Source organism: Streptomyces sp. NBC_00287 (genome assembly GCF_036173105.1).
GTDB lineage: Bacteria > Actinomycetota > Actinomycetes > Streptomycetales > Streptomycetaceae > Streptomyces.
This window is the reverse complement of record NZ_CP108053.1, coordinates 645,207-670,970: the sequence shown is the minus strand read 5'-3', so window position 1 is coordinate 670,970 and position 25,764 is coordinate 645,207. Positions and strand designations below refer to the sequence as shown.

23 protein-coding genes are annotated in these 25,764 nt (G+C 70.6%); 11 read left to right on the top strand and 12 right to left on the bottom strand.

From position 1 onward, the window contains the following. Window positions 1–386 precede the first annotated feature (386 nt). Window positions 387–755, bottom strand: a complete 369-nt coding sequence (locus tag OHT76_RS03360; RefSeq protein ID WP_328869205.1) for a hypothetical protein — start codon at window positions 753–755, stop codon at window positions 387–389. A gap of 92 nt (window positions 756–847) precedes the next feature. Continuing rightward, complete coding sequence (locus OHT76_RS03355; RefSeq protein WP_328869204.1) at window positions 848–1,942, bottom strand: DUF1152 domain-containing protein; 1,095 nt, start codon at window positions 1,940–1,942, stop codon at window positions 848–850. Between the two features lie 102 nt (window positions 1,943–2,044). Here OHT76_RS03355 and OHT76_RS03350 point away from each other — a divergent pair, with 102 nt between their 5' ends. Next, entirely contained in the window at window positions 2,045–2,785 is a 741-nt protein-coding gene (locus OHT76_RS03350; RefSeq protein ID WP_328869203.1) for a GntR family transcriptional regulator, read from the top strand. A gap of 249 nt (window positions 2,786–3,034) precedes the next feature. Then, window positions 3,035–3,472: an ATP-binding protein gene (locus tag OHT76_RS03345; RefSeq protein ID WP_328869202.1), complete on the top strand. Its 438-nt coding sequence runs from the start codon at window positions 3,035–3,037 to the stop codon at window positions 3,470–3,472. Window positions 3,473–3,574: 102 nt separating this feature from the next. Here OHT76_RS03345 and OHT76_RS03340 read toward each other — a convergent pair whose 3' ends face one another. Continuing rightward, window positions 3,575–5,983, bottom strand: coding sequence for a penicillin acylase family protein (locus OHT76_RS03340; protein ID WP_328869201.1), 2,409 nt, complete (start codon window positions 5,981–5,983; stop codon window positions 3,575–3,577). Between the two features lie 122 nt (window positions 5,984–6,105). Here OHT76_RS03340 and OHT76_RS03335 point away from each other — a divergent pair, with 122 nt between their 5' ends. From OHT76_RS03335 to OHT76_RS03325, 3 genes are read left to right on the top strand one after another with little or no spacing between them, the layout of a single operon-like run. Next, complete coding sequence (locus OHT76_RS03335; RefSeq protein ID WP_328869200.1) at window positions 6,106–7,605, top strand: acyl-CoA synthetase; 1,500 nt, start codon at window positions 6,106–6,108, stop codon at window positions 7,603–7,605. A 10-nt stretch (window positions 7,606–7,615) separates the two neighbouring features. Then, window positions 7,616–8,473, top strand: coding sequence for an alpha/beta fold hydrolase (locus OHT76_RS03330; RefSeq protein ID WP_328869199.1), 858 nt, complete (start codon window positions 7,616–7,618; stop codon window positions 8,471–8,473). Window positions 8,474–8,511: 38 nt separating this feature from the next. Further along, window positions 8,512–9,207, top strand: coding sequence for an alpha/beta fold hydrolase (locus OHT76_RS03325; protein WP_328869198.1), 696 nt, complete (start codon window positions 8,512–8,514; stop codon window positions 9,205–9,207). Here OHT76_RS03325 and OHT76_RS03320 read toward each other — a convergent pair. From OHT76_RS03320 to OHT76_RS03305, 4 genes are all read right to left on the bottom strand, one after another. After that, window positions 9,185–10,900 carry a sulfatase gene (locus OHT76_RS03320; RefSeq protein WP_328869197.1) on the bottom strand — a complete coding sequence of 572 codons (1,716 nt, stop codon included), beginning with the start codon at window positions 10,898–10,900 and terminating at the stop codon, window positions 9,185–9,187. The genes OHT76_RS03325 and OHT76_RS03320 overlap by 23 nt on opposite strands. 132 nt (window positions 10,901–11,032) lie before the next feature. Then, window positions 11,033–11,452 (bottom strand): DUF7144 family membrane protein, encoded by a 420-nt coding sequence (locus tag OHT76_RS03315; RefSeq protein ID WP_328869196.1) that lies wholly within the window; start codon window positions 11,450–11,452, stop codon window positions 11,033–11,035. A 33-nt stretch (window positions 11,453–11,485) separates the two neighbouring features. Beyond that, a complete protein-coding gene (locus OHT76_RS03310) occupies window positions 11,486–11,956 on the bottom strand; it encodes an SHOCT domain-containing protein (protein ID WP_328869195.1) in 471 nt (156 codons plus the stop codon). A 78-nt stretch (window positions 11,957–12,034) separates the two neighbouring features. Continuing rightward, the gene (locus OHT76_RS03305) at window positions 12,035–12,625 is read right to left on the bottom strand and encodes an HdeD family acid-resistance protein (protein WP_328869194.1); all 591 of its coding nucleotides are present in this window, start codon (window positions 12,623–12,625) and stop codon (window positions 12,035–12,037) included. A 156-nt stretch (window positions 12,626–12,781) separates the two neighbouring features. On the opposite strand from OHT76_RS03305, the gene OHT76_RS03300 reads away from it, so the two are divergent. Then, entirely contained in the window at window positions 12,782–14,188 is a 1,407-nt protein-coding gene (locus OHT76_RS03300) for a DUF2252 domain-containing protein (protein WP_328869193.1), read from the top strand. Between the two features lie 32 nt (window positions 14,189–14,220). Here OHT76_RS03300 and OHT76_RS03295 read toward each other — a convergent pair whose 3' ends face one another. The 5 genes from OHT76_RS03295 to OHT76_RS03275 form a co-directional block, all read right to left on the bottom strand. Continuing rightward, window positions 14,221–14,418, bottom strand: coding sequence for a hypothetical protein (locus tag OHT76_RS03295; RefSeq protein ID WP_328869192.1), 198 nt, complete (start codon window positions 14,416–14,418; stop codon window positions 14,221–14,223). Between the two features lie 111 nt (window positions 14,419–14,529). Next, window positions 14,530–15,051, bottom strand: a complete 522-nt coding sequence (locus OHT76_RS03290) for a hypothetical protein (protein WP_328869191.1) — start codon at window positions 15,049–15,051, stop codon at window positions 14,530–14,532. Then, the gene (locus OHT76_RS03285) at window positions 15,048–16,646 is read right to left on the bottom strand and encodes an MFS transporter (RefSeq protein ID WP_328869190.1); all 1,599 of its coding nucleotides are present in this window, start codon (window positions 16,644–16,646) and stop codon (window positions 15,048–15,050) included. Before OHT76_RS03285 ends, OHT76_RS03290 begins: the two co-directional genes overlap by 4 nt. Window positions 16,647–16,785: 139 nt before the next feature. Further along, complete coding sequence (locus OHT76_RS03280; RefSeq protein ID WP_328876443.1) at window positions 16,786–19,434, bottom strand: LuxR C-terminal-related transcriptional regulator; 2,649 nt, start codon at window positions 19,432–19,434, stop codon at window positions 16,786–16,788. A gap of 139 nt (window positions 19,435–19,573) precedes the next feature. After that, entirely contained in the window at window positions 19,574–21,175 is a 1,602-nt protein-coding gene (locus OHT76_RS03275; RefSeq protein ID WP_328869189.1) for an acyl-CoA synthetase, read from the bottom strand. A gap of 165 nt (window positions 21,176–21,340) precedes the next feature. Here OHT76_RS03275 and OHT76_RS03270 point away from each other — a divergent pair, with 165 nt between their 5' ends. From OHT76_RS03270 to OHT76_RS03250, 5 genes are all read left to right on the top strand, one after another. Beyond that, window positions 21,341–22,141 carry a crotonase/enoyl-CoA hydratase family protein gene (locus OHT76_RS03270; protein WP_328869188.1) on the top strand — a complete coding sequence of 267 codons (801 nt, stop codon included), beginning with the start codon at window positions 21,341–21,343 and terminating at the stop codon, window positions 22,139–22,141. Between the two features lie 12 nt (window positions 22,142–22,153). Continuing rightward, entirely contained in the window at window positions 22,154–23,095 is a 942-nt protein-coding gene (locus OHT76_RS03265; protein ID WP_328869187.1) for a Zn-ribbon domain-containing OB-fold protein, read from the top strand. Then, entirely contained in the window at window positions 23,092–24,135 is a 1,044-nt protein-coding gene (locus tag OHT76_RS03260) for a thiolase domain-containing protein (RefSeq protein ID WP_328869186.1), read from the top strand. The genes OHT76_RS03265 and OHT76_RS03260 overlap by 4 nt, the downstream gene beginning before the upstream one ends. Continuing rightward, window positions 24,132–25,298, top strand: a complete 1,167-nt coding sequence (locus OHT76_RS03255; RefSeq protein ID WP_328869185.1) for a thiolase domain-containing protein — start codon at window positions 24,132–24,134, stop codon at window positions 25,296–25,298. Before OHT76_RS03260 ends, OHT76_RS03255 begins: the two co-directional genes overlap by 4 nt. A gap of 94 nt (window positions 25,299–25,392) precedes the next feature. Further along, the gene (locus OHT76_RS03250; protein WP_328869184.1) at window positions 25,393–25,638 is read left to right on the top strand and encodes a DUF397 domain-containing protein; all 246 of its coding nucleotides are present in this window, start codon (window positions 25,393–25,395) and stop codon (window positions 25,636–25,638) included. Window positions 25,639–25,764 lie beyond the last annotated feature (126 nt).

The window sequence follows — 25,764 nt, the reverse complement described above, 5'->3', positions numbered from 1 at the left end:
CAAGCGGCTGATTGTTGTGCGCGCGGCACGGGCGCCGGCCGGGCTGGAGCGGGGCGGAGACAGGAGCGCAGGCCCGGCCGGGCGGCGGGCCGCGCGCGGGGAGCGGAGCGAGCCGCCTTGACCAGTAGAGAAAGTTGTAACTCAGTCGGTCTGCTGGTGCTTTGTCCGATCTCGGGAGCTTTCTCGCAGCACCCCGACCTGTCAGCTAGGGCGATGCCTGCTTCGATAGGTATCAGCACCAGGGACCTGCCGTTCAGCATCGGTGATTCTCTCCGGCTGTTGGTCCCCGAGTCGTCTCCAGATCCGTCCGTCTGCATCGGTGAAGATCACATCGATCACGACGTCGTACACCTCTGGCCCTGCTGTCACGTGCACAAGACCTTCTTCTAGATCGATCTTGCCTGTGTGGTCTGCCCCGGCCCGACTACCTGCCATCCGAACTGTTCACGCTCGCACCGGGAACGGTAGTGGTGTTCCTGGGCTCCGGACTCACGAGTGATGGTGATCTGCGCGCCTAGTAGTTCGAGGTTGAGAACTGGACTGGTGCCGAAGTTCGTCACGTGCGCCTTGGTGAGATCGTGGTCAATCTCTGGCACCACCGTACGAGCCTTCTCCTTCTCAAGGTCGGCGTCCTCAAGCCGCTGCTCCAGCTCCTTGCGGCGGTTGCGTCGAGCATCGAGCGTGGCAATGGTTACCGCGGCAATCGTGGCAGCGCAGGTTCCAACGGCGCTCAGGGCATCCCAGGAGTCGGTCATGACGTCATGGTCAGGGCGCCTCAACTCCACAACCAGCCAAGGGCGGCAAAACTCTGAGTCCGACGCCTCGGTAGGGCTACAGGCAAAATCGTCTACTGCGGTGCGATGACACTCCACAGCGGGGCTGCGTACCGCTCTGGCCGACTGTTCATGAGTAGCTGGCGCAGTGCATCGCGCTGGATGCCGGAGAGATTCAGGACCTCGGTGAGGTGGCGGAACGTCGTGTGGGTGACTCCGCGGCTACGGGCCTCCGCCTCGAACTGGTCGAGTTGGGGAAGCAGGGACTCGGGGTCGAGCCTCACCAGCCGTTGTTCCTTGAGCCACAAGGCCTTGTTGCGTTCGTAGTCGATTTCCGAGAAGCCGCACACTTCGCGGCTCAGCGCCTCTACCTCGTCCAGCGTGGCCGTCGCCATGATGGCGCGGGCCAGCTCGTTCCGGCTCAGGGCTTCCTCCAGGTCGACTTCGTGGACCGTCGGTCCCTCGTCGGTGAGGGGGATGGGTAGGCCTGCGTCCCGGACTTCGCATGTGCCCCGTACGCCTCGGGCCGTCGCCGCGAGCATCCCCGTCGCCTCGGAGGGGTGCCATTCCAGGACCGAGCTGATCGGGTCCACGTCCTTCGGCGTGAGGATGTGGACGACGGGGCCGAGCGCGCCGCGCAAGTCGTCGAGTGGCAGTTCGCCATCCAGGCCCGGGCCCGCGACCAGCAGGCGGATCTGCGCGTTCACTTGGCCGCATGCTGCCAGCGTGAGGGCGTCAGCGAGCGGGCTCTTCAGCGTCGGTTCGTCACCCCGGGCCAGTGCGTCGCCGCCCACGTCGAGGAGATCGATCGACTCGGGCTCCAAGTGGGTCACCAGCTCTTCGAGTTGGTGCGTCACGCCCTCCACGCCCTGCCGGGGATCTATGAGCGCGAACGTGTGGGGCAGCTCCGCAGCAAGTCGCGGAAGCGTGGAGCCTGCTGGAGCGATCGGGCGTGCTGACGCCGGTACCTTCCAGACCGCTGGGGTGATCGGTTCCAGGCCGGTGAAGTCGTTGGGTCCTCGCGGGCCCGGCACCGGGTCGATCAGGAGGCGGTCCCACGCGTAGGTGAGGATCACCGCCTGGTCGGCGTCGCCGTACAGGGCGGCATCAAGCATTGCGGCGGCGACTGCGTCGCCCCCTCCTCCTGCTGCGACGATCAACCGCGTCATGGGCCCAAGCGTACGGGGTACGGCCTTGACCACTCACCCTATAGTGGCCAGAGGCCTTAGCCACTTGGCCATTTGCGGCCGGGACCAGGACGAGGAGGGCACGTGCCCCAGATCGAGGAGGCTCAGCCGAAGTATCTTCAGATCGCGCACTTCATTCGCGATCAGATCCTTCGGGGCGACTTGCGGGCGGGGGACGAGGTTCCCTCGGAACGGCAACTGGCGTCGGACTGGAAGGTGTCCAGGCCAACGGCCGCGCGAGCGCTGGAAGCACTGAGTCATCAGGGGCTTGTCGAGAAGCGGCAGGGGTCCGGCACGTACGTGCGCAGCCTCGAAGTCAACCGGCGGGCACGTGAGTTGTACGGCCGTGCCCGGCAGACGGGGAAGATCTACACGACCGGCGAGTACGCCGTCATCACCTCGGCCGGCTGGCTGGAAGCGCCGGATCACGTGGCTGAGGCGCTGGGACTGGTGAAGGACCGGCGAGCCGTGCACCGTCGGCGCGTGACCAACAACCAGGACGGGCCCATCACTTTGTCCACGTCGTGGTTCGCGCCGGACGTTGGTCAGCGGGCGCCCAAGCTCCTGGACCCGGGGCGGATCCAGGAAGGCACCCTCATGCACGTCGAGAACATGACGGGACGGCAGGGGAGTTACGCCGAAGACCGGATGTGCGCCCGGACGGCGACGGATGAGGAAGTAGTCGATCTCCGGCTTGATCCTGGATCCGCGGTCCTGGTCGTGCATCACGTCGTCTACGACCTCCAGGACCGGCCGTTGGAGTTCGCCGAAGCCACTTACCCGCCGCATCGCTGGGCGTTCGAGCAGGGCTACCCACTCACCTGACAGTGCGCCAGTTACCGTGAACCACTTGCGCGGCAAAGTGGCTAATGCCACTATCCAGTAAGTGGCTAAGGCCACTTGATCGGATGGGGCACGGCGTCGCGAGTCAGCGGCCGGGGACCAGGGTGTCGGGGCGCGGCTGGAGGTGCGTCGCGTACGACACCGGCGCTCGCCACTACCGCCGACTGTGCCCGTGCCACATCGAAGCGGCGCTGCCTCGACTGCGAGGGCAGCGGCAAGGAGTGAGCGCGGATGGCCTACACGATCGACCGCTACCCCTCTGAGGAGTCCCCCCGGCTCGGCGCGATGACCTTGCATCCGGTCGCCGAGTCAGTGCCCCGGGCCCGTCACTGGTTCCGGAAGTTCATCGCCCCGTACAACCCGGCCTGCGCCCTCGGCGACTGCGAGCTGATGATCTCGGAGTTAGTCACCAACGCCATCCTCTACGGCCGATCCGAGGGCGACTGGGTCGTACGAGTGGAGTGGTTCCGAGAGAAGAACTCCCTCCGGGTCGACGTACACAACCCGGGATTCCCGGCCGCCGTCCGGCTGCGGCACCCGGATGCCGATGAAGCTCACGGCCGCGGGCTGATCCTGCTCGACGCCATCGCCGACTCGTGGCACTCCGGGCCCAGCCCCTTCGGTGGCACGGTGGTCTCTTTCGTGGTGGATGATGCCTGGCCGGCGTGAAGGAGCGTCCGGGTCTCGCCCACGCCCCAGAACACGCGAACCGCCGCAGCCCCGCCGAAGCGATGCTGCGACGGCTCATGCACGGCCGCGCAGTGAGCACCGTCAACGCCGCTCGCGAACCACCACCACCCGCAGCCCCGGCGAGGACATGATGTCCTTCTCGCAGAACCTGGACGTCACCCACTTCTCACCCGAGAACAGCCGCGTCTGGTCGCTGAAGTGGGCCGAGTTCGGGTTCGAGGACTGGGAGTACGACAGCAGCGTGCGCGCGACCGGGCAGCGGGTGCCGTCCCAGCCGACGGCCTGGATGTAGCTGGAGCCCGTCGTGACCTCCGTGTAGCCGCCCTTCGTCGCGTCCCACACCGGCTCGATCTTGTTCCAGACGCCCAGGGACTCGGTACCGCCCGGAACGGGGATGCGCTTGCTGTTGCGTACGACGAACTGGTTCTCCCCGAGCGGGGAATCGAGCGCGATGTCCGCCGCCCGCAGCTCGGCGACCGCGTCTGCCAGGGCCGTGGTGAAGCCCGGCGCTGCTGTGTTCAGGGTGTTCGGGGTGCCCACCGGGTCCGCGGAAGAGAACGGCACCCTCCACAGCTGGGCCGCCGGAACCGTGGCCGTCAGCTTGCGCCAGAACCGGTCGAAGAGCAGCGCGCCCCTGCTGCCGGTGTCCGTGGTGCGGTCCCACGCCGCCAGTGCCGCGCAGGCGCCGGACACGTCAACCGCCTTGCCGTCGCTGCCCGTCGCCGTGCCGCCCGGCAACTCGGCACAGGCCGCTGCCGCGTCCTTCGCAGCCAGGTCGCCCGCCGGTACCCGGTTGGCGAACTGCTGCTCCTGAAGCTTCCGCACCGTCAGCTCACCGCGCTCCGCCATCCCCGCCACGTCCTCGATCGCGCCGCGCGTGCGCATCGAGCGCTGCGTGCCGATCGTGCCGAAGACTCGCTCGTAGCCGGTCAGGGGTCGGTCCGCGTTGGACAGCCAGGCGCTGTCGTTGGAGTTCTCCGCGTACGGCGCGTCCTTGAGGGTCGGCAGCTTCGCGGGCCCGAAGATGCCTGGCTGTACGGCGTCGGGGTCGGCGCCGAGTGCGCAGGCGCTGCTGGAGCCGTCCAGGATCGCGAGTCCCGAGGAGGGATAAGTGACCTTGCCGAGCGGGGTGGAGCACGTCTGGGCCAGCTCGTCTGTGATCCGGGGTAGCACCTGCGACTGCGTGAACAGGGTGTGGCCACCCGAGTCCGCGGCGATGGTGTTCACCCAGGGCAGGCCCTGGGTGCGCTGAAGCGAACCCAGCACGTCCGCCGTGCTGCGGGCCTTGCTGAAGCCGAGCGCGGTGTCGGAGGCGCGCAGGTTGACGGCGTTGGGGTCGTTCACCGCGTACGCCGTCGTGGTCGTCCACGGCAGCGGCAGCGAGGGGCCGAGCGAGGTGACCAGTGGCCCGTATCGCGTCCACCACTGCGTCCGCGTCACCGGGGCGCCGTCCTTCACGGCCACCGTGACCGTGCGCTTCGTCATGCGCTCCGGCTTCCCGTCGACGAGGTACACCGTGGGATCCGCTGGATCCAGCGTCAGCTGGTGGAGGTTGAGCGTGACGCCCGTCGCGACCGTGTGGCTCCACGCCACCTGGGAGTTGTGGCCTATGGACACGGTGGCGCTGCCCAGCAGCGAACCGCCCGCGACGTTCAGCTCGCCGGGGATCGTCTGCTGCGACTGCCAGAAGCGGCGGCCGCCCTGCCAGGGGTAGTGCGGGTTGCCCAGCAGGAGCCCGCGGCCGTTCGCCGTCGTGGAGCCGCTGAAGGCTACGGCGTTGGAGCCCATGTCGGCCGTGTCGGCGGCGAGGAGTTCGCGCGCCGCGCGGGCGGTGGCCTGGGCGTCGGGCGCCGCCGCGGCCGTACCCGTTGGCGGCTGTGCGGCCGTGATGCCGTCGACCGCCCGGCCCTGACCGCCCAGCACCGCGAGCGCGAAGCCGCGCGTGGCCACGTCGAGCGTCGTGATCGGGCGCACCCAGGCGGCGCCCTTGCACGCCGGGTCGGTGATCGGGTTCTTGCGCAGCCAGGCGTTGTAGCCGGCCGCGAAGCCGCGCATCAGCTCCTCGACCTGGCGGCTGGGACCGCGCGGCGCCGGTTCGGCGAGCAGCTTCTCGACCGTGCCCGCCTCTCGTACGCCGCGGAAGTACAGGTCGCTGGAGAGGTTCTTGGTGGCCGAGGAGAGGGAGAAGTCGGTTGCCGCGTCGGGTCCGAAGAAGCGGGAGCGCTCGCCGCGCACGGTCACGAAGCCGTCTGCAAGGGTGCACACCTGGTCGGCGGCCTGCGCCCATCCGGTGCCGAAGCCGAGGTTCGCGTAATCCTTCGCGACTATGTGCGGAATGCCGTACTCGGTATAGCGGATCACGGCCGAAAGGCCGCCGTGCGAAGGATGTTCACGACGGTCCTCGCGGTCGGCCGCGGCCGCAGGCAGTGTGGCGGTGGCGGTGAGCAGGGCTACGGCCGTGATGATGATCCGTCTCAGGCGGGTGCGCATCGAGCCTCCCAACGTCCTTGGGGGAAGGGGCGGTTGAGCGTACCAACCGGTATGTGTCCGCGGAATGTGTCGATCGTCAGGTGTCTTGACCTCCTTTCGGCAGGGGCCGAGGATCAACTGTCATGACGCCCGGACACGGCAGCACGGTCGACGGAGTACTGCGGCGCAGCGCCCGCCGCACCCCGGCACGCGTCGCGGTGGAGTACCGCGACCGGACATGGACGTACGAGGAGTTCGACGAGGCCGTCTCCCGCGCGGCGAGCGTCTTGCTCGACCAGGGGCTCCAACCCGGCGACCGCGTCGGCGCCTATGGCCACAACTCCGACGCCTACCTGATCGGCTTCCTCGCCTGCGCCCGCGCGGGGCTCGTCCACGTCCCGGTCAACCAGAACCTGACCGGCGACGACCTGGCCTACCTCGTCGGCCAGTCCGGCAGCTCCCTCGTCCTCGCCGATCCGGGCCTGGCGGACCGACTGCCCGACGGCGTACGGACGTTGCCCCTGCGCGACGCCGACGGGTCGCTGCTGGAGCTGCTGGCCTCCGCCCCCGCGTACGACGGGCCCGAGCCGCGCAGCGAGGACCTGGTACAGCTCCTCTACACCTCGGGTACGACGGCCCTGCCGAAGGGCGCGATGATGACGCACCGCGCCTTGGTGCACGAGTACTTGAGTGCCATCACCGCGCTCGACCTCAGCGCGGGCGACCGGCCCGCGCACTCGCTGCCGCTGTACCACTCCGCGCAGATGCATGTCTTCCTGCTGCCCTACCTCGCGGTCGGCGCGACCAACATCATCCTCGACGCGCCCGACGGCGACCGGCTCTTCGACCTGATCGAAGCCGGCCGTGTGGACAGCCTGTTCGCGCCGCCCACGGTCTGGATCGGCCTGGCCAACCGGCCCGACTTCACCACGCGCGACCTCGGCGGGCTGCGCAAGGCGTACTACGGCGCCTCGATCATGCCGGTGCCCGTGCTGGAGCGGCTCCGGGAACGGCTGCCGGAGCTTGGCTTCTACAACTGCTTCGGCCAGAGCGAGATCGGTCCCCTGGCGACCGTCCTCGCCCCCGACGAGCACAAGGGGCGGATGGATTCCTGCGGCCGGCCAGTGCTCTTCGTCGACGCGCGCGTGGTCGACGAGGACGGCAAGGACGTGCCCGACGGCACCCCGGGTGAAATCGTCTACCGCTCCCCGCAGTTGTGCGAGGGGTACTGGGACAAGCCCGAGGAGACCGCCGAGGCCTTCCGCGACGGCTGGTTCCACTCCGGCGACCTGGCCGTGAAGGACACCCACGGCTACTTCACGATCGTCGACCGGGTGAAGGACGTCATCAACTCCGGTGGCGTGCTGGTCGCTTCGCGTCAGGTCGAGGACGCGCTCTACACGCATGAGGCGGTGGCCGAGGTCGCGGTGGTCGGACTGCCCGACGAGCGCTGGATCGAGGCGGTCACCGCCGTCGTCGTCCCGCGCGGAGACGTGACCGAGGCCGAACTGATCGACCACGCCCGCGAGAAGCTCGCCCACTTCAAGGCGCCCAAGCGGGTCGTCTTCGTCGATGCGCTGCCCCGCAACGCCAGCGGCAAGATCCTCAAGAGGGAACTGCGCGACCGGTTCGCCGACTCCTAGGATCGGCGCCATGCCGATCTTCACCGCATCCGACGGAACCCGCCTCGCCTACCACCCGCAAGGCGAGGGCGAACCGCTCGTCGTCCTGCCCGGCGGGCCGATGCGCGCCTCCTCCTACCTCGGGAACCTGGGCGGCCTGGACGCCGAGCGCCGACTGATCCTCCTGGACCTGCGCGGCACGGGCGACTCGGAGATACCGGCGGATCCGGCGACGTACCGCTGCGATCGGCTCGTGGACGACGTGGAGGCGCTCCGGATCCAACTGGGTCTGGCACGGATCGACCTCCTCGGCCACTCCGCGGGTGGCAGCCTCGCGCTGCTCTACGCCGCCCGCCATCCGCAGCGGGTCCGACGGCTGGTGCTGGTCGCCGCCAACCCGTGGGCACTGGGCACCACCGCGACACCCGAGGACCGCCTCTCGGCGGCGCGACTGCGCAAGGGGGAGCCCTGGTTCGAGGAGGCGTTCCCCGCTTTCGAGTCCTGGCTCGCGGGCAAAGGCGAGGTCGGGCCGGAACTCGCGCCCTTCTTCTACGGGCGCTGGGACCGGGTGGCGCAGGAGCACGATGCCCGTGCGGACGAGGAGTTCAATGACGAGGCGGCCGAGGTGTACGGCTCCGAGGGCGCCTACGACCCACCCGCCACCCGCGCCGCGCTCGCCCGGCTGACTGCTCCCGTCCTCGTCCTGGCCGGCGAACTCGACGGCGCTCCCAACCCCGAACTGGCCCGCCGCACCATGGACGTCTTCCCGTACGCCGAGCTCGCGGTCCAGCCCGGCGCCGGCCACTACCCCTGGCTCGACGACCCGCAGTGGTTCGCGGGATGCGTTGACGGGTTCCTCGACCGGACCGCTCTGCCGTCAGCAGAGTAGGGAGCGTGACCGGGGCGGCTGCGGAAGGATCTCCCGGTATGCAGACCGTGAAGGCGAACGGCATCACGCTCGCGTACCGGACCTGGGGGCCCGAAGAGGCGCCGCCCGTCGTCCTGCTGCACTGCCGCGGGGCCGACGGTTCGGACTGGACGCCGGTCGCCGAGCGGCTCGCACGGGGGCCGCGTCGCGTGTACGCCCCTGATCTGCGCGGGCATGGCCGCAGCGAGTGGCCCGGCACGTACGCGTGCGAGGCGATGCGGGACGACATCCGGGACTTCCTCACCGTGCTCGGCATCGAGCGCGCCGACGTCATCGGGCACTCGCTGGGCGGCACTGTCGCCTGCCTTCTCGCCCAGCGGGCGCCCGGACTCGTACGACGCCTCGTCCTGGAGGACGTCCCCGCGCCCTTTCCCCTCGACCCGCCACGGCCTGAGGCCGAACGGCCCGACGGTGACCTGCCGTTCGACTGGGCCATGGTGCTGGCGACCGACCGACAGCGCAATGCGCCCGATCCCCTGTGGTGGGAGCACATGGGGCGGATCACCATGCCGACGCTGGTGATCGGGGGCGGGCCCAGCAGTCCGATTCCGCAGGATCAGGTCGCCGCGGTCGCCGCTGCCATTCCCGGGGCGAGGCTGGTGACCGTCGACGCCGGGCATCTCGTGCACGAGACGTGTCCGGACGAGTTCCTTGCCGCGGTCTCGCCGTTCCTCACTTGCCGTACGCCGTCATGAACCGGTCCCGGAACTTGTCCATGCCCCACTGCGGGGCGTCCTCGGCGGGCTTGAGGCCGTCCGTCCAGCCCCAGTCGGCGATACGGTCCAGGACCTTCGGGTCGCGGGCGACGATCGTGACGGGGACGTCCTTGCTCCTGCTGCCCGCGGTGACCGTCGGCACCGGCTGGTGGTCGCCGAGGAAGACCAGGACCGTGTCGTCGTCGCCGTAGCGCTCGACGTACTCGACGAGGCTGCGCAGTGAGTACTCGATGGCGTTCGCATACTCGGCGCGGACGCTGTCGGGGTTCTTCCAGACCTCCTTGGGGTCCTTGCCCTGCTCCTTGATCCGGTGGAAGACCGAGCCGTCGCCGAGGTCCTCCCAGTCGATCATGCCGGCGACCGGTGCCCAGGGGTTGTGGCTGGAGGCCAGGATGATCTCGGCCATGATCGGCTCGCGGTCCTTCTTGCCGTGCTCCAGGCGCTCGAAGGCCTCCAGGCTGAACTGGTCCGGCACGGGCGTCCAGCTGAAGTACGGGCCGTGGTAGCCGAGATGCTCGGAGTCGTAGATGTGATCCAGGGCGAAGAACTCGCCCTCCGGCCAGGCCCTGCGCACCCCCGGCACGATGCCGACCGTGCGCCACGCGCCGGTCTTGCGGAAGTAGCTGCCGAGCGTGGCGCGGTCGCTCGTGGTCAGGCTCCGGTACCGCTGCTGGTTCTTGATCCACAGACCGGACAGGAACGTGGAGTGGGCGAGCCAACTGCCCGCCCCCGTCACCGGGGACTTGAGCCAGCCGCTGCGCGAGGCGAACCCGGCCGACTCCAGCCTGTCGCCGCCCTCGTCGAGCACCGAGTCGATCTGCCCCGCCATCGCCGGATCGTCGATCGCGACTCTGCCGTAGCTCTCGATGAAGGTGAACAGCACGTCCTTGCCGCGCAACCCGGTCAGCAACTGCTCGGGCGGCGTGTCGGCGAAGGCGTCGACGGCCGCCTGCTTCTCGAACACCTCCGCGTCCCGCAGCCCCGCTCGGACCTGCTCGACACGGTTGTCGACGTAATCGGCGTTGATCTTCGAGGCGACCGGCACCTCGGTGACCTGCACGCCCAGTGTGACGCAGGTGATCCATGCGGTGCCGAGGATGAGCGTCGTGCGGGCGGCGACCGGGCGATGCCGGACCATCAGATTCGTCAGGCGTACGGCCGCAAGCGTCGTCGCGACGAGGACGGTCACGAGGAGTGCCAATACCCCTGTCACGGCGAGCACTTGGCCCGTCCGCCCGAACGACTCGCGCAGGAAGTCCGTCGCGTCGTCGAGCAGGATCCAGTCCAGGACCAGGTCGAAGGGGCGGGCCAGCACCTGGTAGAAGCCCATGTCCAGGAACTTGAGGACGGTGAGCACTCCGAGGAGCGCGCCCGTCACGATCGCCGCGATCCGCCGTGGCCGCGGCGGCAGCGAGAGCAGCAGACCGGCGAGGAGGACTCCCTCGGCGGGGATGCGCAAGAACGCGCCGAACGACAGCCGTTCGACGCGGTTGGGCAGCAGGAGCGCGGCCAGGACGAGGGCGCCGGCCAGCACGTTGGTCGTCACGGTGACGCCCCGGGCCGCTCGTGGATGTCGTTGCCGCCAGCCATGCGGCCCGGGGCGCTGCGCCGTGCCCTCGGCCTTGTCGTCCTCCGTCTCGGCGTCCGGCAGTTGGCCCGTGACTTGCGACACCCGTGATCCCTTCCCTGCGTCCCGTCATCATGCGTACGGTCGGCCGTCGTCTTCTGTTCATACGACGCGTCGATCGAACGCACACGGTACGCGCGAGGAGGGCAGGTCAGTGGCCTTCGCGGCCGTGTCGCCTCATGGGGCGGAGCGGCCGGGCCGTTCCACGCACAGAGCCCAGATGATCAGCGCGGAGATTCCGATCAGGACGACCGACCACACCGGGTAGTACGGCAGGGACAGGAAGTTGGCGATGATGACGAGGGAGCCGATCGCCACGCCGGAGACGCGGGCCCAAGTCGCCTCGGTGAACAGACCGAGGGAGACGAGCACGGCGAACACGCCCAGGATCAGATGGATCCAGCCCCAGCTGGTCAGGTCGAACTCGAAGACGTAGTTCGGGGTGTTGACGAAGACGTCGTCCTCGGCGATGGCCATGATGCCCCGCGTGATGGCGAGCACGCCGCCGATCATCAGCATCACGGCGGCGAAGGCCGTCAGGCCCTCGGCCCAGCTCTGCTTCGCCGTGGGGGGACGTGCGCTCTGTGTCGCAGTCATGCCGCTTGCCTCATCTCGTGTCGTGCGCCGGCCTCAGCTGCCGGTTGAAGGAGTGGCGGATTCCGGCTGCTTGCGGGCGCCGGCGGGGCCGTAGTCGGTGAAGATCAGTTGCTTGGCCCTTTGGAACTCGTCCTCCGTGATGTGGCCGCTCTCCTTCAGCCGCGACAGCTTGGTCAGCTCGTCGGCGCTGCTGAGGTGGCCGCCGGCCGTCTCACGGACGTAGGAGTCGAAGGCCTCCTGCTGGGCGCGCGCCTGCGCGACCTCCCGGCGTCCCATGTTCTTGCCCCGGGCGATGACATAGACGAACACGCCCAGGAAGGGCAGCACGATGACGAAGACGAGCCAGCCCGCCTTGGCCCAGCCGCTCATCGCGTCGTCGCGGAAGATGTCCACGATGATCCTGAACAGCAGGATGAACCACAGGATCCACAGGAAGAACCACAGCATCGCCCAGAAGGCGCTCAGCAGGGGGAAGTCGTACGCGAGGTACATCGCTGTGTTCATGTCGTCGCCTCCGTCCGGGCACTGTGCCCGAAAGTGCTTGTCCGTTCTCAGCGTGCGCACGGCAAGAGGAGGATGGCCTCACCCCCCGGGGGTGAGACGGCGCAGGGCCGAGCGCCAGGCGAAGGCGACCGCGAGCTCCATCACGCCGAGCAGCACCAGCCACAGGCCCAGCAGCCTGGTCAGGGCCACCGCCGACTCGCTCGGCAGGGCCAGTACGACGATGCCCGCGACGATGCCGAGGAGGGCCGCGCCGAGGAGGACGCCCCGGTGCGGCAGACCTGGCGCGGCGAGGGCCGCGTACGCGGTCAGCAGCCCGGACACCAGCCACACGATGCCGACGATCACCGACAGGGCGGCGATGGTCTGCAGCGGGTTGCGCATGCACAGCACCCCGGCCAGCACGTACAACACCGCGATCAGCAGCCCGGGCACCCGCTCGCCGCGCTCCTGACCGAAGACCGCCACGAACCGGAAGCCACCCGTCACCAGCAGATACAGCCCGAAGAGGACGGCGACGACCTGCAGGGTGGCGTCCGGCCAGACCAGGAGCAGGATGCCCGGCACCAAGGTGGCGAGCGCCGAGCCCAGCATCCAGGTCCACGAGCTGCCGAGCCGGCCGAGCACCTCCTCGGGGTCGCCGGGCTGCGCTGACGTGCGCGATTCGGTCATGGCTCCTCCTCGCCCCGACGGGACGGGTGTGGGAAGTTCCCACCGGGCCAGCGTCGCGCGCCCGGCCTCGGACCGGATCACCCGTCAAGGGTGATCCCCGCGCACCGAGGGGCGGCAACAGTGGACTCGGCACACGGCGCGGACGAGGAGGCGGCCATGACCTCGAGGAGCGCGTTCTCCTTCTCCCTGACACCGGACGAACGGGCGGCCCACGGCAAGCAGGCACGCTCGCGCGTGCCCCGCATGGCCCAGGCACGGTTCGAACCCGGCCCCCGGCGCCCCGATCCGGTCGACGTGATCGAGGCCCAGTCGGCCACCCGGCTGCCCGAGCTGGTGCCCATCCGCTACGGCCGCATGCTGGAGTCGCCGTTCCGGTTCTACCGCGGCGCGGCGGCGATCATGGCGGCGGACCTCGGCGCCGCCCCGGACACCGGGCTCACGGTCCAGCTCTGCGGCGACGCGCATCTGCTGAACTTCCGGCTGCTGGCCTCGCCGGAGCGGCATCTCGTCTTCGACATCAACGACTTCGACGAGACCCTGGCCGGACCGTTCGAATGGGACGTCAAGCGGCTGGCCGCCAGCTTCGCCATCGCCGCCCGCGCCAACGGCTTCACGACCGCCGAACAGGACAGCGCGGTCCTCGAATGCGTACGGGCCTACCGGCTGCGGATGCGTGAGCTCGCCGAAATGCGCACCCTGGACATCTGGTACGCCCAGGACGACGCCGACCGGATGAGGGAGCTGCTGGCCTCGTCCATGGACAAGAAGGCCAGACGGCGCACCGCGCAGGCCTCGTCGAAGGCCCGCACCCGCACGCATATGCAGGCCTTCGCACAGCTGACCAGGAACACGCCCGAGGGGCGCCGGATCGCGCCGGACCCACCGTTGATCACCCCTCTCGCCGATCTCACCGACACCGGCGAGGCCGATGACGAGAAGGAACTGGCGGCGCTGGTCGAGCAGTACGCCGACAGCCTGTCCTCCGAGCGGCGCCATCTGCTGCGACACTTCCGGCTGGTCGACATGGCCCGCAAGGTCGTGGGCGTCGGCAGCGTCGGCACCCGCTGCTGGATCCTGCTCCTGCTCGGCAGGGACGACGACGATCCCCTCCTGCTCCAGGCCAAGGAGGCCCAGCGCTCGGTGCTCGCCCCCCACACGGGCGGCGACGACTACGACAACCAGGGCCAACGCGTGGTCAGCGGGCAGCGGCTCATCCAGACCACCAGCGACATCTTCCTGGGCTGGACCCACGTCATCGGCCTCGACGGCCGCGGCCGGGACTTCTATGTACGGCAACTGCGGGACTGGAAGGGCATTGCCCGCCCCGACACCATGGGGCCGCGGCTGCTGGAGCTCTTCGCCCAGGTGTGCGGGGCCTCCCTGGCCCGCGCGCACGCCCGCTCCGGCGACCCCCTCGCCATCACCGCCTACCTCGGCGGCAGCGACCGCTTCGAGCGCGCGCTCGCCGAGTTCGCCCAGAGTTACGCGGACCAGAACGAGCGGGACTTCGAGACGCTGGCCGCGGCCGTCCGCTCCGGCCGGGTGACCGCGCGGACCCTGTGAGACCAGCGGACCCTGTGAGACGAGGGGCCGTCTCACTCCGGCTGTCGGCGCATCTCCACGATCCGCAGGCCCAGGGACTGGCAGCGGGCCACCAGACCGTAGAGATGCGCCTCGTCGATCACCGAGCCGAACAGGATGGTCTGACCGGCCATCACCACATGGTTCAGCTCCGGGAAGGACTTGGCGAGCGTCTCCGACATCTGCCCGTCGACGCGGATCTCATAGCGCATGGCCGTTCTCCCGCGAAAGGCGTTGAGCGGGCGGACCGCACCCCGCACTCCGATACTCCGGCCCACGGCGCCACACGTCCTCACCCGGCACAGGTGATACCGGGTTCTCAGTCAGTGCTTCACGAAGAGCTTGACGGCGACGATCACCAGGCCGAGCAGCAGATTGATCGACGCGGTGACGATCACCAGCCGCAAGGAGGCCCCCGCCCGCCGGGCCCCCCGCACCGACCAGCCCACCTGCCCCGCCACGGCGACACCGAGCGCCAGCCAGACGGCGCCCTTCACGTCCAGACCCAGCAGCGGGCTGATGGCCACGGCGAGGGCGGGCGGCAGGGTGGCCCGCAGGATCGGCCATTCCTCGCGGCACACATGCAGCACATCCCGGCGGTGCAGGGCCTGGCGCGCCAGCCGCTCCCCGAAGAGCTTGGCGTGTACGTGCGCGAGCCAGAACACCGTGCCGGTCAGGAGCAGCAGCAGGACCAGCTCCACCCGCGGGAAGTGCCCGAGCGAACCGGCACCCAGCACCACGGAGGCGGCGAGCAGTGATCCGTACACGCCTCCGGTGAAATCGGCGTGGGCTCGCCGTTCCGCACGGCGCTCGTGGTGCGCGCTGACCACTGCCGGGCGCCTCACCGGACGTGCTCCTCACCCACGGAGGCGTCGGCGCGCCCCGGCAGCCGAGGGGTGATCAGGAAGCTCGCCAGGGTGACCCCGCCGGCCGCGAGGATGGCCGCCTTCAGGCCCTGCAACTGCGCCGAGGCATAGGAGTCGACGACGGCCTCCACCTCGGCGGGCGGCAGTCCGGCCCGCTCGGCCGCGGTCCGCACCTGATCGGTGGGGACGAAGGAGACCCCGGCCTCCAAAGCGACGCTCGTCTGCTGCCGTGCCTGCTCCGACAACCGCGTGTCGTCCTCGACATGTGCCGTGAAGGCGTGGACCAGCGCACCGATGAGCAGCGACCCGATCAGCGCGGTCCCCAGCGCAGAGCCCAGGTTCTGGGCGGTGTACTGCAACCCGCCGACCTCGCTGCGCTCCTCCTCGGCGGCGCTGGACTGGACGACATTGCCCAACTGCGAGACCAGCAGGCCCATCCCGAGGCCCAGCAGGGCCATGGCCGCGGCGAACTGGGCGTCGTCGATCTTCGGATCGATGGTGGCCAGCAGCCAGACGATGGCCGCCGCCAAGGTCAGCAGAGCGGCCCGGACCAGCGTGCGCGGCGCGACCCGGCGCCCGAACCGGGAGGCGCCCAGGGAGGCGACGAGCATGGTGACCGAGACCGGCAGCAGCCGCAGCCCGGTCTCGAAGGCGTCGAAGCCCTGAACGACCTGCAGATAGAGCGGGATGGCGAAGAACAGTCCGAGCAGGATGAGGTTCTGGCTGAGCATCGTCAGCAGCCCGGCCCGCAGAACGGGCCGCTCCAGCAACGCCAGGTGCACCAGCGGATCCCGGCGCAGGGCGGCACGCCGGTGCTCCCACCGGACGAAGGCGCCCAGGACGAGAGCCGAGGCACCGATGACGAACATCGTCGGGGCGAAGCCGAGGACCGTGAACGGCGGGTTCCTGGGCTGGACCCAGCCCCAGCTGCCGCTCTGCAGCACGGCGAGGACGCCGAGTGCGAGGCCGGTCGCGGACAGCGCCGCGCCCACGGCGTCCATCCGGGGGCGGGGCCCCGTCCGGGGAGCCTCCGTGATCATCCCGCGGCACAGCAGCATGGCCACGACGAGCACGACCTCACCGGCGAAGACCAGCCGCCAGGTGAGATACGTCGTCACCCAGCCGCCGAGCAGCGGCCCCACCGCGATGCCCGCACCGGCGAGCCCGCCGATGACGCCGTAGGCGACGGCGCGCTCCCGGTCCCGGTAGGACTCCGCGACCAGCGCGGCCATGGCCGGCAGCACCATGGCCGCGCCGAGCCCCTCGATGACCGACCAGCCGATCGCCAGCACCCACACGCTCGGTGCCACCGCCGTGAGTCCCGATCCGACGCCGTAGACGACCAGCCCCAGCAGGAACAGCCGACGGCGGCCCAGGATGTCGCCGAGTTTGGCGCCGACGGCCATGAACGCGGCCATCATCAGCGCGTAGAGCGTGATGACGGCCTGGATGGCGGTGACCTCGGTGTCGAAGTCCTCGACCAGCTGGCTGATCGAGACATTCATGACCGAGGTGTCCAGGACCATCAGGAACTGGGCCGTGCCGAGCACCATCAGAGCCCGCCAGTGCGCCACGTGCCACCTCGCAGAACTCGGCCCGGGGCGCCGGTGAGGGCGGCCGGGCGGCGGCCTCGACTGCCCGGCCACCACTCCCATGGCACCCGACGCGACCCGCGGACGCCTCACCCGCCACGGGGGAGGCCCGGGGCGCCGGTCACAGCAGGCCCAGCTCCCGTGCCCGCCGCACCGCGTCGGTGCGCCGGTTCACCGCCAGCTTGCGGAAGACGCCCTTGAGATGGGTCTTGACGGTGTTCACCGAGACATAGAGGTCGGCCGCGATCTCCTCGGTGGACATCAGCTGCGCGAGCCGCACCAGGACGTCGTGCTCGCGGGCGCTGAGCTCCTCCACCACGAGCGGCCCGGGCAGGTCCCGGCCCCGCAGCAGCCACCCCTCGGCAAGTCCCTCCGGCGGCCCTGTGCCCAGCAGCCGCAGGACCCAGGGCCCGGCGTCCAGGAATGGCCTGCGCAGCCGTTCCCTGCGGGCGTCCAGGAGCGCCCGGGTGAGGATCCGCCGGGCGGTGTCCGGGTCCCCGGCCTGCTCACAGGCCTGCGCGCGGACCAGCAGGGCCGGCACGGTGACGGCGGGACCGGCCCCGTCCTCGGGCGGCAGGGCGTCGAGCAGTTCGAGCGCCGGGCCGGGATGCCCCGCGGCGAGCAGGGCCCGTGCGCTCTCCACCGCCCAGGCGGTCTGGTCGTCCGGGGCTTCGAGCAGCGCCCGCACGGCGGTCTCGGGGTGCCCCTCGGCGAGATGGGCGGCGCAGACGATGGCGGCCGTCCGGCCCCGCTCCCAGGGGGAGACCACGTCGGCGGTGATGGTGGGCTCGGCCGCGGCGAGAGCGGCCGGCGCGTCCCCCTGCGCGAGCCGCAGACGTGCCGTGGTCAGCGCCCGGCCCGCCGCTGTCACCGGGTCGTCCTGTCCCGCCGTACCGCACGCGGCCGCCTCGTCGAGGAGATACTGCGCCTCCTCCAGTTCATCGCGCTCCACGGCCACGGCGGCCCGGACCAGGTGGCCCACGCCCGACCCCGCCGACGGGGGCAGCCCGTACCGCTCGGTCTCGGTCAGCGCGGCGAGCGCCTTGCGTTCGGCCCGGTCGAGCCAGCCGTCCAGGTAGTCGATGAGCGCGAGGTGGCTCAGGCTCTCCTGGCGGGGCAGTGCCGTGGCGGCACCGGCGGGGCAGGCGACGACGGCGTCCAGGGCGTCGCGCGCGTCCTGGAACCGCCCGGCCCACAGATGAGCCGTGCCGAGGTGGGTCAGCAGCAGGGCGTTGAGCTCGGGATGCTGTTCGAGGAGCCGGGCGGGCACGTCCCCCTGGAGGTGCCGGGCCGACCGGGCCGCCTTCTCCGCCCGGCCCGGGGCGCCGGTCAGCCGGGCCGCGTGGGCCTCCAGGAGGGCGCAGCTGAGCTGGGCCGCGGCGGGGTCGGACGCCTCGTCGGCCAGGGTCCGCTCGGCGTGGTGCAGATGGGTCAGCGCGCGGTCGACGTCGTGGTGGGTCAGCGCGCGGGCCGCCCGGACGAGTTCGGCGGCGGGGCTCGTGGTCTCGCAGGTCATACGGGAGAACAGCTCGGCCAGGCCCTCGGCGCGCAGGCCCGTGAAGAGCTGCCCGATGGCCAGGTCGTCGACGAGGGCGCCGGCGGTGAACTCCCAGTCGCCCGCGGCGGCGCCATGGGCCAGCGCCTCCGGCAGGTACCCGGAGCGGCGCAGCCACTGTGCCGCCCGGCGATGGAGCCGGGGACGCAGACCGGGCCGGGTCACTTCCAGATAGGACCGCAGGATCTCGCCGAACAAGGGGTGCAGCCGGTACCACGAGTGCCCCAGCGACTCCACGAAGGCGTTCTGGCGGCGCAGTTCGTTCAGGATCGGCTCGGCGTCCGACCGGCCCGTGAGCGTGTTCGCCAGACCGGGGGAGAACCGTTCCAGGACGCTGACGCGCAGCAGCAGGTCCTGTGTCTCGGCCGGCTGGCGCTTGAGCACCTCGTCGAGCAGATAGTCGGCGACCGTGCTGTGCCCGGCCTCGAATTCCTTGAGACAGGTCTCCGCGTCATCGGCCTCCTGCGCGGCCAGGGCACACAGCCGCAGGCCCGCCGCCCAGCCCCCGGTCCGCTCCACCAGCGCCCGCGCCGCGTCCACGGACAGCTCGAGACCGTGCAGGCCGAGCAGGCCGACCGCCTCCTCGGGCGTGAAGGCCAGGTCGGCGTTGCGGACCTCGGTGAGGGTGCCGGCCGCGCGGTACCGGTGCAGCGGCAGCAGGGGCTCGGTGCGGGTGACGAGCACCAGACGCAGGCCGGGCCAGGCGTGCCGCAGGACGAACTCCACCTGCTCGCTGACGGCGGGGCCGGTCACCCGCTCGAACTCGTCGAGCACGACGACCACGGGCCGCTCACGGGCCGCGAGGCCGACGGCGAGCCGGGCCAGCAGCTTGCGGTCCACCCGGTGCGCGTCCGCCGGGAAGCCGACCTCGGCGGGCGCGAGCACGTCCTGGTGGTGCAGGGCTTCCAGCAGATAGGCCCAGAACAGCCCGGGTGTCTGGCCGGCGTCGGCGGTGAGCCAGACGACCGGCCCGTCCAGGCTCGCGGCCCAGTCGGCGACCAGCAGGGTCTTGCCCGCCCCCGCCGCCCCGTTGACCATGGTCAACGGCGTCGTCCGGCCCAGATCGAGGTGGCGCTGCAGACGCCCGCGGCGCAGGAAGGTGGGGGGCCTGGCGGGAATGGCGAACCGCCCGGGCAGATACGGCGTGCCCAGGGGATCGACCCCTGCCGTCGGTGTGACCGGCTCGCTCGGTTCGACCGCCACCATGCCGACCATCACCACCATCCGTCAGGCCATGGTCAGTCCTCCTTCACCAGAGTCCCAGCTTCTCCACGCGTCGGCATGCGGTGCGCCGGCCCGACGGCCGCCTCAAGCCGCTGACCAGGGAAAGAACAGCCTGCCGATGGCCGGGGCGCTACCCCTCCGCCGCCCCCGCCACCTCCCGCGCCCACCGATAGTCCGCCTTCCCGCTCGGCGAGCGGCGGATGGCGTCCGTGACCACCAGCTGGCGGGGGATCTTGTACCCGGCGAGATGAGACCGGCAGTGCGTCTGGATGTCCTCGAGGGAGGGCCGGTCCGCGCCCTCGCGGAGCTGGACGACGGCCGCCACATGGTGGCCCCACTTCGCGTCCGGGACCCCGGCGACCAGCGCGTCGTACACGTCCGGATGGGACTTCAGTGCCTGTTCGACCTCCTCCGGGTACACCTTCTCGCCACCGGTGTTGATGCACTGCGAGCCGCGGCCGAGGACGGTCACCACGCCCTCCTCGTCGACGGTCGCCATGTCCCCGAGCAGCACCCACCGCTGCCCGTCCTTCTCGAAGAAGGTCTCGGCGGTCTTCGCGGGGTCGTTGTAGTAGCCGAGCGGCACATGCCCGCACTGGGCGACCCGGCCCACCTCGCCGACGGCGACCTGCTCGCGCGTGGCGGGATCGACCACCTGGGTACGGGAGTTGACGCGGACCCGGAAGCCCCGCTCGGGGCCCGCGTCCTCGGTGGCCGTGCCGTTGAAGCCGGACTCGGAGGAGCCGAAGTTGTTCAGCAGCATCACGTTCGGCACGAGCTCCAGGAACTGCCGGCGCACGGTCTCCGACATGATCGCCCCGGACGAGGAGACGCTGAACATCGACGAGCAGTCCGTGCCCTTCATCGGCCCGCCGAGCGCGTCGATGAGCGGCCGCAGCATCGCGTCGCCGACCAGCGACATGCTGGTGACCTTCTCCTTCTCGATGGTGCGCAGGACCTCCTCGGGCGCGAACTTGCGGTGCAGCACGACCCGTTGACCGAAGTTGAAGCCGATGAACGCGGTGAGGGTGGAGGTGCCGTGCATCAGCGGGGGAGCGGGGAAGAAGGTGATCCCGGACCCGCCGGCGGCGACCCGCTCGGCGAGTTCCTCGGGCTTCTTGACCGGCTCACCGGTCGGCGCCCCGCCACCGAGCCCCGCGAAGAACAGGTCCTCCTGGCGCCACATGACCCCCTTGGGCATCCCGGTGGTGCCGCCGGTGTAGATGATGAACTGGTCGTCGCCCGACCGCGCCGGGAACCCCCGCTCCGGCGAGCCCCCGGCCTCCGCCTCCGCAAAGGCGATGCCCGTGGTGCCTTCCCCCACCCGTACCAGATGCCTGAGCTTCTCCGCCCGCGGCCGGGCCACCGCCACCCGGTCCTCGAACTCGGCGTCGAAGACGACCGCCACCAGATCCGCGTCCCGGTAGAGGTAGACCAACTCCTCTTCCACATACCGGTAGTTGACGTTCACCGGCACGATCCGCGCCTTCAAGCAGCCGAGCACCGTCTGGAGGTACTCGACGCCGTTGTAGAGGTGCAGTCCGAGGTGCTCGCCGGGGCGGATCCCGCTGTCCAGCAGATGGTGCCCGATCCGGTTGGCCGCCGCGTCCAGTTCGGCGTACGTCAGCCGGCGCTCCGCGCCCGTGCCCGGGTGGTCGAGGTACACCAGCGCCTCGCGGTCCGGCACCACGTCCACGACCGACTCGAACAGGTCGGCAAGGTTGTACTCCACCGCTCCTCCTGACCTCGCTGTCCCTCGGTTGCCGGTCATCAGAGCAAAGGGCGGCACGACTGTGAAGACTCCGCGCACAACAAATCTGACTGTCTGTCAGAAAACTCTTGAAGTGCTCCGTCGCCTCCTGCAACCTGTTCTCGTTCTCAAGAGGGGAGACGGGCGATGGGTGGAACCGAACACCTCACCGTGCGGCGCGAGGGCGCCACACTCGTGCTCACACTGAATCGGCCCGAGGCCAAGAACGCACTCTCGCTGCCCATGCTGGTCGGCCTGTACGACGGCTGGATCGAGGCCGACGATGACGACACCGTCCGCTCGATCGTGCTGACCGGCGCGGGCGGCGCGTTCTGTGCCGGCATGGACCTCAAGGCCCTCGCGGGGAAGGGCATGGCGGGCGAGCACTACCGAGACCGGCTCACCGCCGACCCCGACCTGCACTGGAAGGCCATGCTGCGCCACCACCGCCCCCGCAAGCCGGTGATCGCCGCCGTCGAGGGGTACTGCGTGGCCGGCGGCACCGAGATCCTCCAGGGCACCGACATCCGCGTCGCCGGACAGTCCGCGACCTTCGGCCTCTTCGAGGTCAAACGCGGCCTGTTCCCGATCGGCGGCTCCACGGTCCGTCTGCAACGCCAGATCCCGCGCACCCACGCCCTGGAAATGCTGCTCACCGGCCGCCCCTACAGCGCCCAAGAGGCGGCCGACATCGGTCTGATCGGCCAGGTCGTCCCCGACGGCACCGCCCTCGCCAAGGCCCTGGAGATCGCCGAACAGATCAACGCCTGCGGCCCGCTCGCCGTGGAGGCCGTCAAGGCATCGGTCTACGAGACCGCCGAGCTGACCGAGACCGAGGGCCTCGCCGCCGAACTCAAGCGCGGCTGGCCGATCTTCGACACCGCCGACGCCAAGGAGGGCGCCCGCGCCTTCGCGGAGAAGCGACCGCCCGACTACCAGCGCCACTGAAGGAGACCCGGCATGCCCGAAGTCCTCAAAGCCCCCCTCGTCGTCGAGTTCCCCTTCACCCGCTCCCTCGGCCCCGTCCAGAGCGCCTTCCTCACCGGCCTGCGCGAACGTGTCGTCCTCGGGGTACGCACCACCGACGACCGCACCCTCGTCCCACCCGTCGAGTACGACCCGGTCACCGCCGAGGAACTGCGCGACCTCGTCGAGGTGGCCCCCACCGGAACCGTCACCACCTGGGCCTGGAACCACGAACCCCGCCGCGGCCAGCCCCTGGACACCCCCTTCGCCTGGGTCCTGGTCCGCCTCGACGGCGCCGACACCGCCCTCCTGCACGCCCTCGACGCCCCCGGCCCCGACGCCGTACATACCGGCCTGCGCGTCCGCGTCCGCTGGGCCCAGGAACGCACCGGCGCCATCACCGACATCGCCTGCTTCGAACCGTACGACGGCGACCCCGCCCAACCCGGCGGCCACTCGGGCCGGTTCGAGGACATGGTCACCGGCATCGTCGCCCCCGCCCGCCTCGACTACACCTACTCACCCGGCCGCGCCCAGAGCGCCTACATCAACGCCCTCGCCGACCGCCGCAACGTCGGCGAACGCTGCCCGTCCTGCCGCAAGGTGTACGTCCCGCCCAGAGGCGCCTGCCCGACGTGCGGCGTCGCCACCTCGGAACAGGTCGAGGTGGGCCCGCACGGCACGGTCACCACCTTCTGCATCGTCAACATCAAGGCGAAGAACCTCGACATCGAAGTCCCGTACGTCTACGGCCACATCGCCCTCGACGGCGCGGGCCTCGCCCTGCACGGCCGTATCGCCGGCATCCCCTACGACCAGGTCCGCATGGGGCTGCGGGTGGAACCGGTGTGGACCGAGGGCGCCCGCTTCCCCGACCACTACCGGCCCACCGGCGAGCCGGACGCGGACTACGACACATACAGGGAGCTGCTGTGACCCGCGAGATCGCCGTCGTCGCCTTCGCCCAGACCGACCACCAGCGCACCAGTGACGACCGCTCCGAGGTCGAGATGCTCATGCCGGTCCTGCACGAGGTCCTCGACCGGACCGGCCTGAAGACCGCCGACATCGGCTTCACCTGCTCCGGCTCCAGCGACTACCTCGCAGGCCGCGCCTTCTCCTTCACCCTTGCCCTCGACGGCGTCGGCGCCTGGCCCCCCATCTCCGAGTCGCACGTCGAGATGGACGGCGCCTGGGCCCTGTACGAGGCCTGGACCAAACTCCTCACCGGCGACGCGGACACCGCCCTCGTCTACGCCTACGGCAAATCCTCCCCGGGATCGCTGCGTGACGTGTTGACCCGCCAGCTCGACCCGTACTACGTCGCCCCCCTGTGGCCGGACTCCATCGCCCTCGCCGCCCTCCAGGCCCAGGCGCTGATCGACGCGGGCGAGACGGACGAACCCGAGCTGGCGACGATCGCCGCCCGCAGCCGCGCGACCGACAACCCGCACGCACAGCTACGGGGTCCAGTGCCCCAAGGGGACTATCGCGTACGGCCCTTGCGCACCGGTGACTGCCCGCCCATCGGCGACGGCGCCGCCGCCGTCATCCTCGCCGCCGGAGACCGCGCCCGGGACCTGTGCGCCCGCCCCGCCTGGATCCGCGGCATCGACCACCGCATCGAGGCCCACTCCCTCGGCGTCCGCGATCTGACCGACTCGCCCTCGACCCGCCTCGCCGCCGAGAAGGCCGGCGCCTTCGAACGGCCCGTCGACACCGCCGAGTTGCACGCGCCCTTCACCGCCCAGGAGGTCGTCCTGCGCAAGGCGCTCCGGCTCGACGACAGTGTGCGCGTCAACCCCTCCGGCGGGGCCCTCGCCGCCAACCCGGTCATGGCCGCCGGGCTGATCCGCATCGGAGAGGCCGCCGACCGCATCCACCTGGGCGAGTCCGACCGGGCCCTCGGTCACGCCACCTCCGGCCCCTGTCTGCAACAGAACCTGGTCGCCGTACTGGAAGGGGATCCGCGATGAGCAAGGAACCCGTGGCCGTCGTCGGGATCGGCCAGACCAAGCATGTGGCGGCGCGCCGGGACGTCTCCATCGCCGGGCTGGTCCGCGAGGCGTCCCAAAGGGCCCTGGAGGACGCCGAGTTGACCTGGGCCGACATCGACGCCGTCGTCATCGGCAAGGCGCCCGACTTCTTCGAGGGCGTGATGATGCCCGAGCTGTACCTCGCCGACGCGCTCGGCGCCGTGGGCAAACCCATGCTCCGCGTGCACACCGCGGGATCGGTCGGCGGCTCCACCGCGCTCGTCGCGGCCGGGCTCATCGCTTCCCGCGTCCATGGCACGGTGCTGACCTGCGCCTTCGAGAAGCAGTCCGAGTCCAACGCGATGTGGGGCCTGTCCCTGCCGATCCCCTTCCAGCAGCCGCTGCTCGCCGGCGCCGGCGGCTTCTTCGCCCCGCACGTGCGCGCGTACATGCGCCGCAGCGGCGCCCCCGACACCGTGGGCTCCCTCGTCGCCTACAAGGACCGGCGCAACGCCCTGAAGAACCCCTACGCCCATCTCCACGAGCACGACATCACCCTGGAGAAGGTCCAGTCCTCGCCCATGCTGTGGGACCCCATCCGCTACTCGGAGACCTGCCCCTCCTCCGACGGCGCCTGCGCGATGGTCCTCACCGACCGTGCCGGAGCCGCCCGCGCACCTGGGCCGCCCGCCTGGATGCACGGCGGCGCGATGCGCAGCGAACCCACCCTCTTCGCGGGCAAGGACGCCGTGTCGCCGCAGGCCGGCAAGGACTGCGCGGCCGACGTCTACCGGCAGGCCGGCATCGCCGATCCGCGCCGGGACATCGACGCCGTCGAGATGTACGTGCCGTTCTCCTGGTACGAGCCGATGTGGCTGGAGAACCTCGGCTTCGCCGCCGCGGGCGAGGGCTGGAAGCTCACCGAGTCCGGGGTCACCGAGCTCGACGGCGACCTGCCCGTCAACATGTCGGGCGGCGTCCTGTCGTCCAACCCCATCGGCGCCTCCGGCATGATCCGGTTCGCCGAGGCCGCCCTCCAGGTGCGCGGACAGGCCGGGGAACACCAGGTGGCGGGTGCCCGCAGGGCCCTGGGACACGCCTACGGCGGCGGATCGCAGTTCTTCTCCATATGGCTCGTGGGGGCCGAGCCCCCCGACTCCTGAGAGCGCTCCGGAAAGGTCCCCCTCACGTGGCCTGTTGGCACCCCGGACCGATCGCTAGGCTGGCCGCGGACGACGAACCGGGAGGAGCACGGACGTGGCCGAGAGCACCACCATCCAGCAGCAGCCGCTCACGGGCTGGGACAAGCCGGAGCTGGACCTCAGCAGCGCCGAGTGGCACTCGAGCAGCCGCGGTCTGGGGGACGTCCAGATCGCCTTTGTCGAGGGTTTCATCGCGATGCGCAACAGCGGCCGCCCACAGAGCCCCTCGCTGATCTTCACACCCGCCGAATGGGGCGCTTTCGTGTCGGGCGCGCGGGAGGGAGAGTTCGACCTCACCTGAGCCGGGCAGACCTCACGAACCGCGCCCGCCGGAGCCGTCCGGCGGGCCGATCCGGGGGGTGTTCCGCCCGTTTTTCCGGACACGCGACCTCCAGCACCCTCTCGGGAGCGGGGCCTGAGCCAGGCT

Bases quoted from the DNA above. Each gene is read 5' to 3' on its own strand.
- OHT76_RS03295 (WP_328869192.1), bottom strand. From the start codon at position 14,418: ATGCGCTATGAGATCCGCGTCGACGGGCAGATGTCGGAGACGCTCGCC.
- OHT76_RS03340 (WP_328869201.1), bottom strand. From the start codon at position 5,983: ATGCGCACCCGCCTGAGACGGATCATCATCACGGCCGTAGCCCTGCTC.
- OHT76_RS03360 (WP_328869205.1), bottom strand. From the start codon at position 755: ATGACCGACTCCTGGGATGCCCTGAGCGCCGTTGGAACCTGCGCTGCC.
- OHT76_RS03330 (WP_328869199.1), top strand. From the start codon at position 7,616: ATGCCGATCTTCACCGCATCCGACGGAACCCGCCTCGCCTACCACCCG.
- OHT76_RS03305 (WP_328869194.1), bottom strand. From the start codon at position 12,625: ATGACCGAATCGCGCACGTCAGCGCAGCCCGGCGACCCCGAGGAGGTG.
- OHT76_RS03355 (WP_328869204.1), bottom strand. From the start codon at position 1,942: ATGACGCGGTTGATCGTCGCAGCAGGAGGAGGGGGCGACGCAGTCGCC.
- OHT76_RS03335 (WP_328869200.1), top strand. From the start codon at position 6,106: ATGACGCCCGGACACGGCAGCACGGTCGACGGAGTACTGCGGCGCAGC.
- OHT76_RS03265 (WP_328869187.1), top strand. From the start codon at position 22,154: ATGCCCGAAGTCCTCAAAGCCCCCCTCGTCGTCGAGTTCCCCTTCACC.
- OHT76_RS03345 (WP_328869202.1), top strand. From the start codon at position 3,035: ATGGCCTACACGATCGACCGCTACCCCTCTGAGGAGTCCCCCCGGCTC.
- OHT76_RS03310 (WP_328869195.1), bottom strand. From the start codon at position 11,956: ATGAACACAGCGATGTACCTCGCGTACGACTTCCCCCTGCTGAGCGCC.
- OHT76_RS03280 (WP_328876443.1), bottom strand. From the start codon at position 19,434: ATGGTCGGCATGGTGGCGGTCGAACCGAGCGAGCCGGTCACACCGACG.
- OHT76_RS03315 (WP_328869196.1), bottom strand. From the start codon at position 11,452: ATGACTGCGACACAGAGCGCACGTCCCCCCACGGCGAAGCAGAGCTGG.
- OHT76_RS03300 (WP_328869193.1), top strand. From the start codon at position 12,782: ATGACCTCGAGGAGCGCGTTCTCCTTCTCCCTGACACCGGACGAACGG.
- OHT76_RS03325 (WP_328869198.1), top strand. From the start codon at position 8,512: ATGCAGACCGTGAAGGCGAACGGCATCACGCTCGCGTACCGGACCTGG.
- OHT76_RS03255 (WP_328869185.1), top strand. From the start codon at position 24,132: ATGAGCAAGGAACCCGTGGCCGTCGTCGGGATCGGCCAGACCAAGCAT.
- OHT76_RS03270 (WP_328869188.1), top strand. From the start codon at position 21,341: ATGGGTGGAACCGAACACCTCACCGTGCGGCGCGAGGGCGCCACACTC.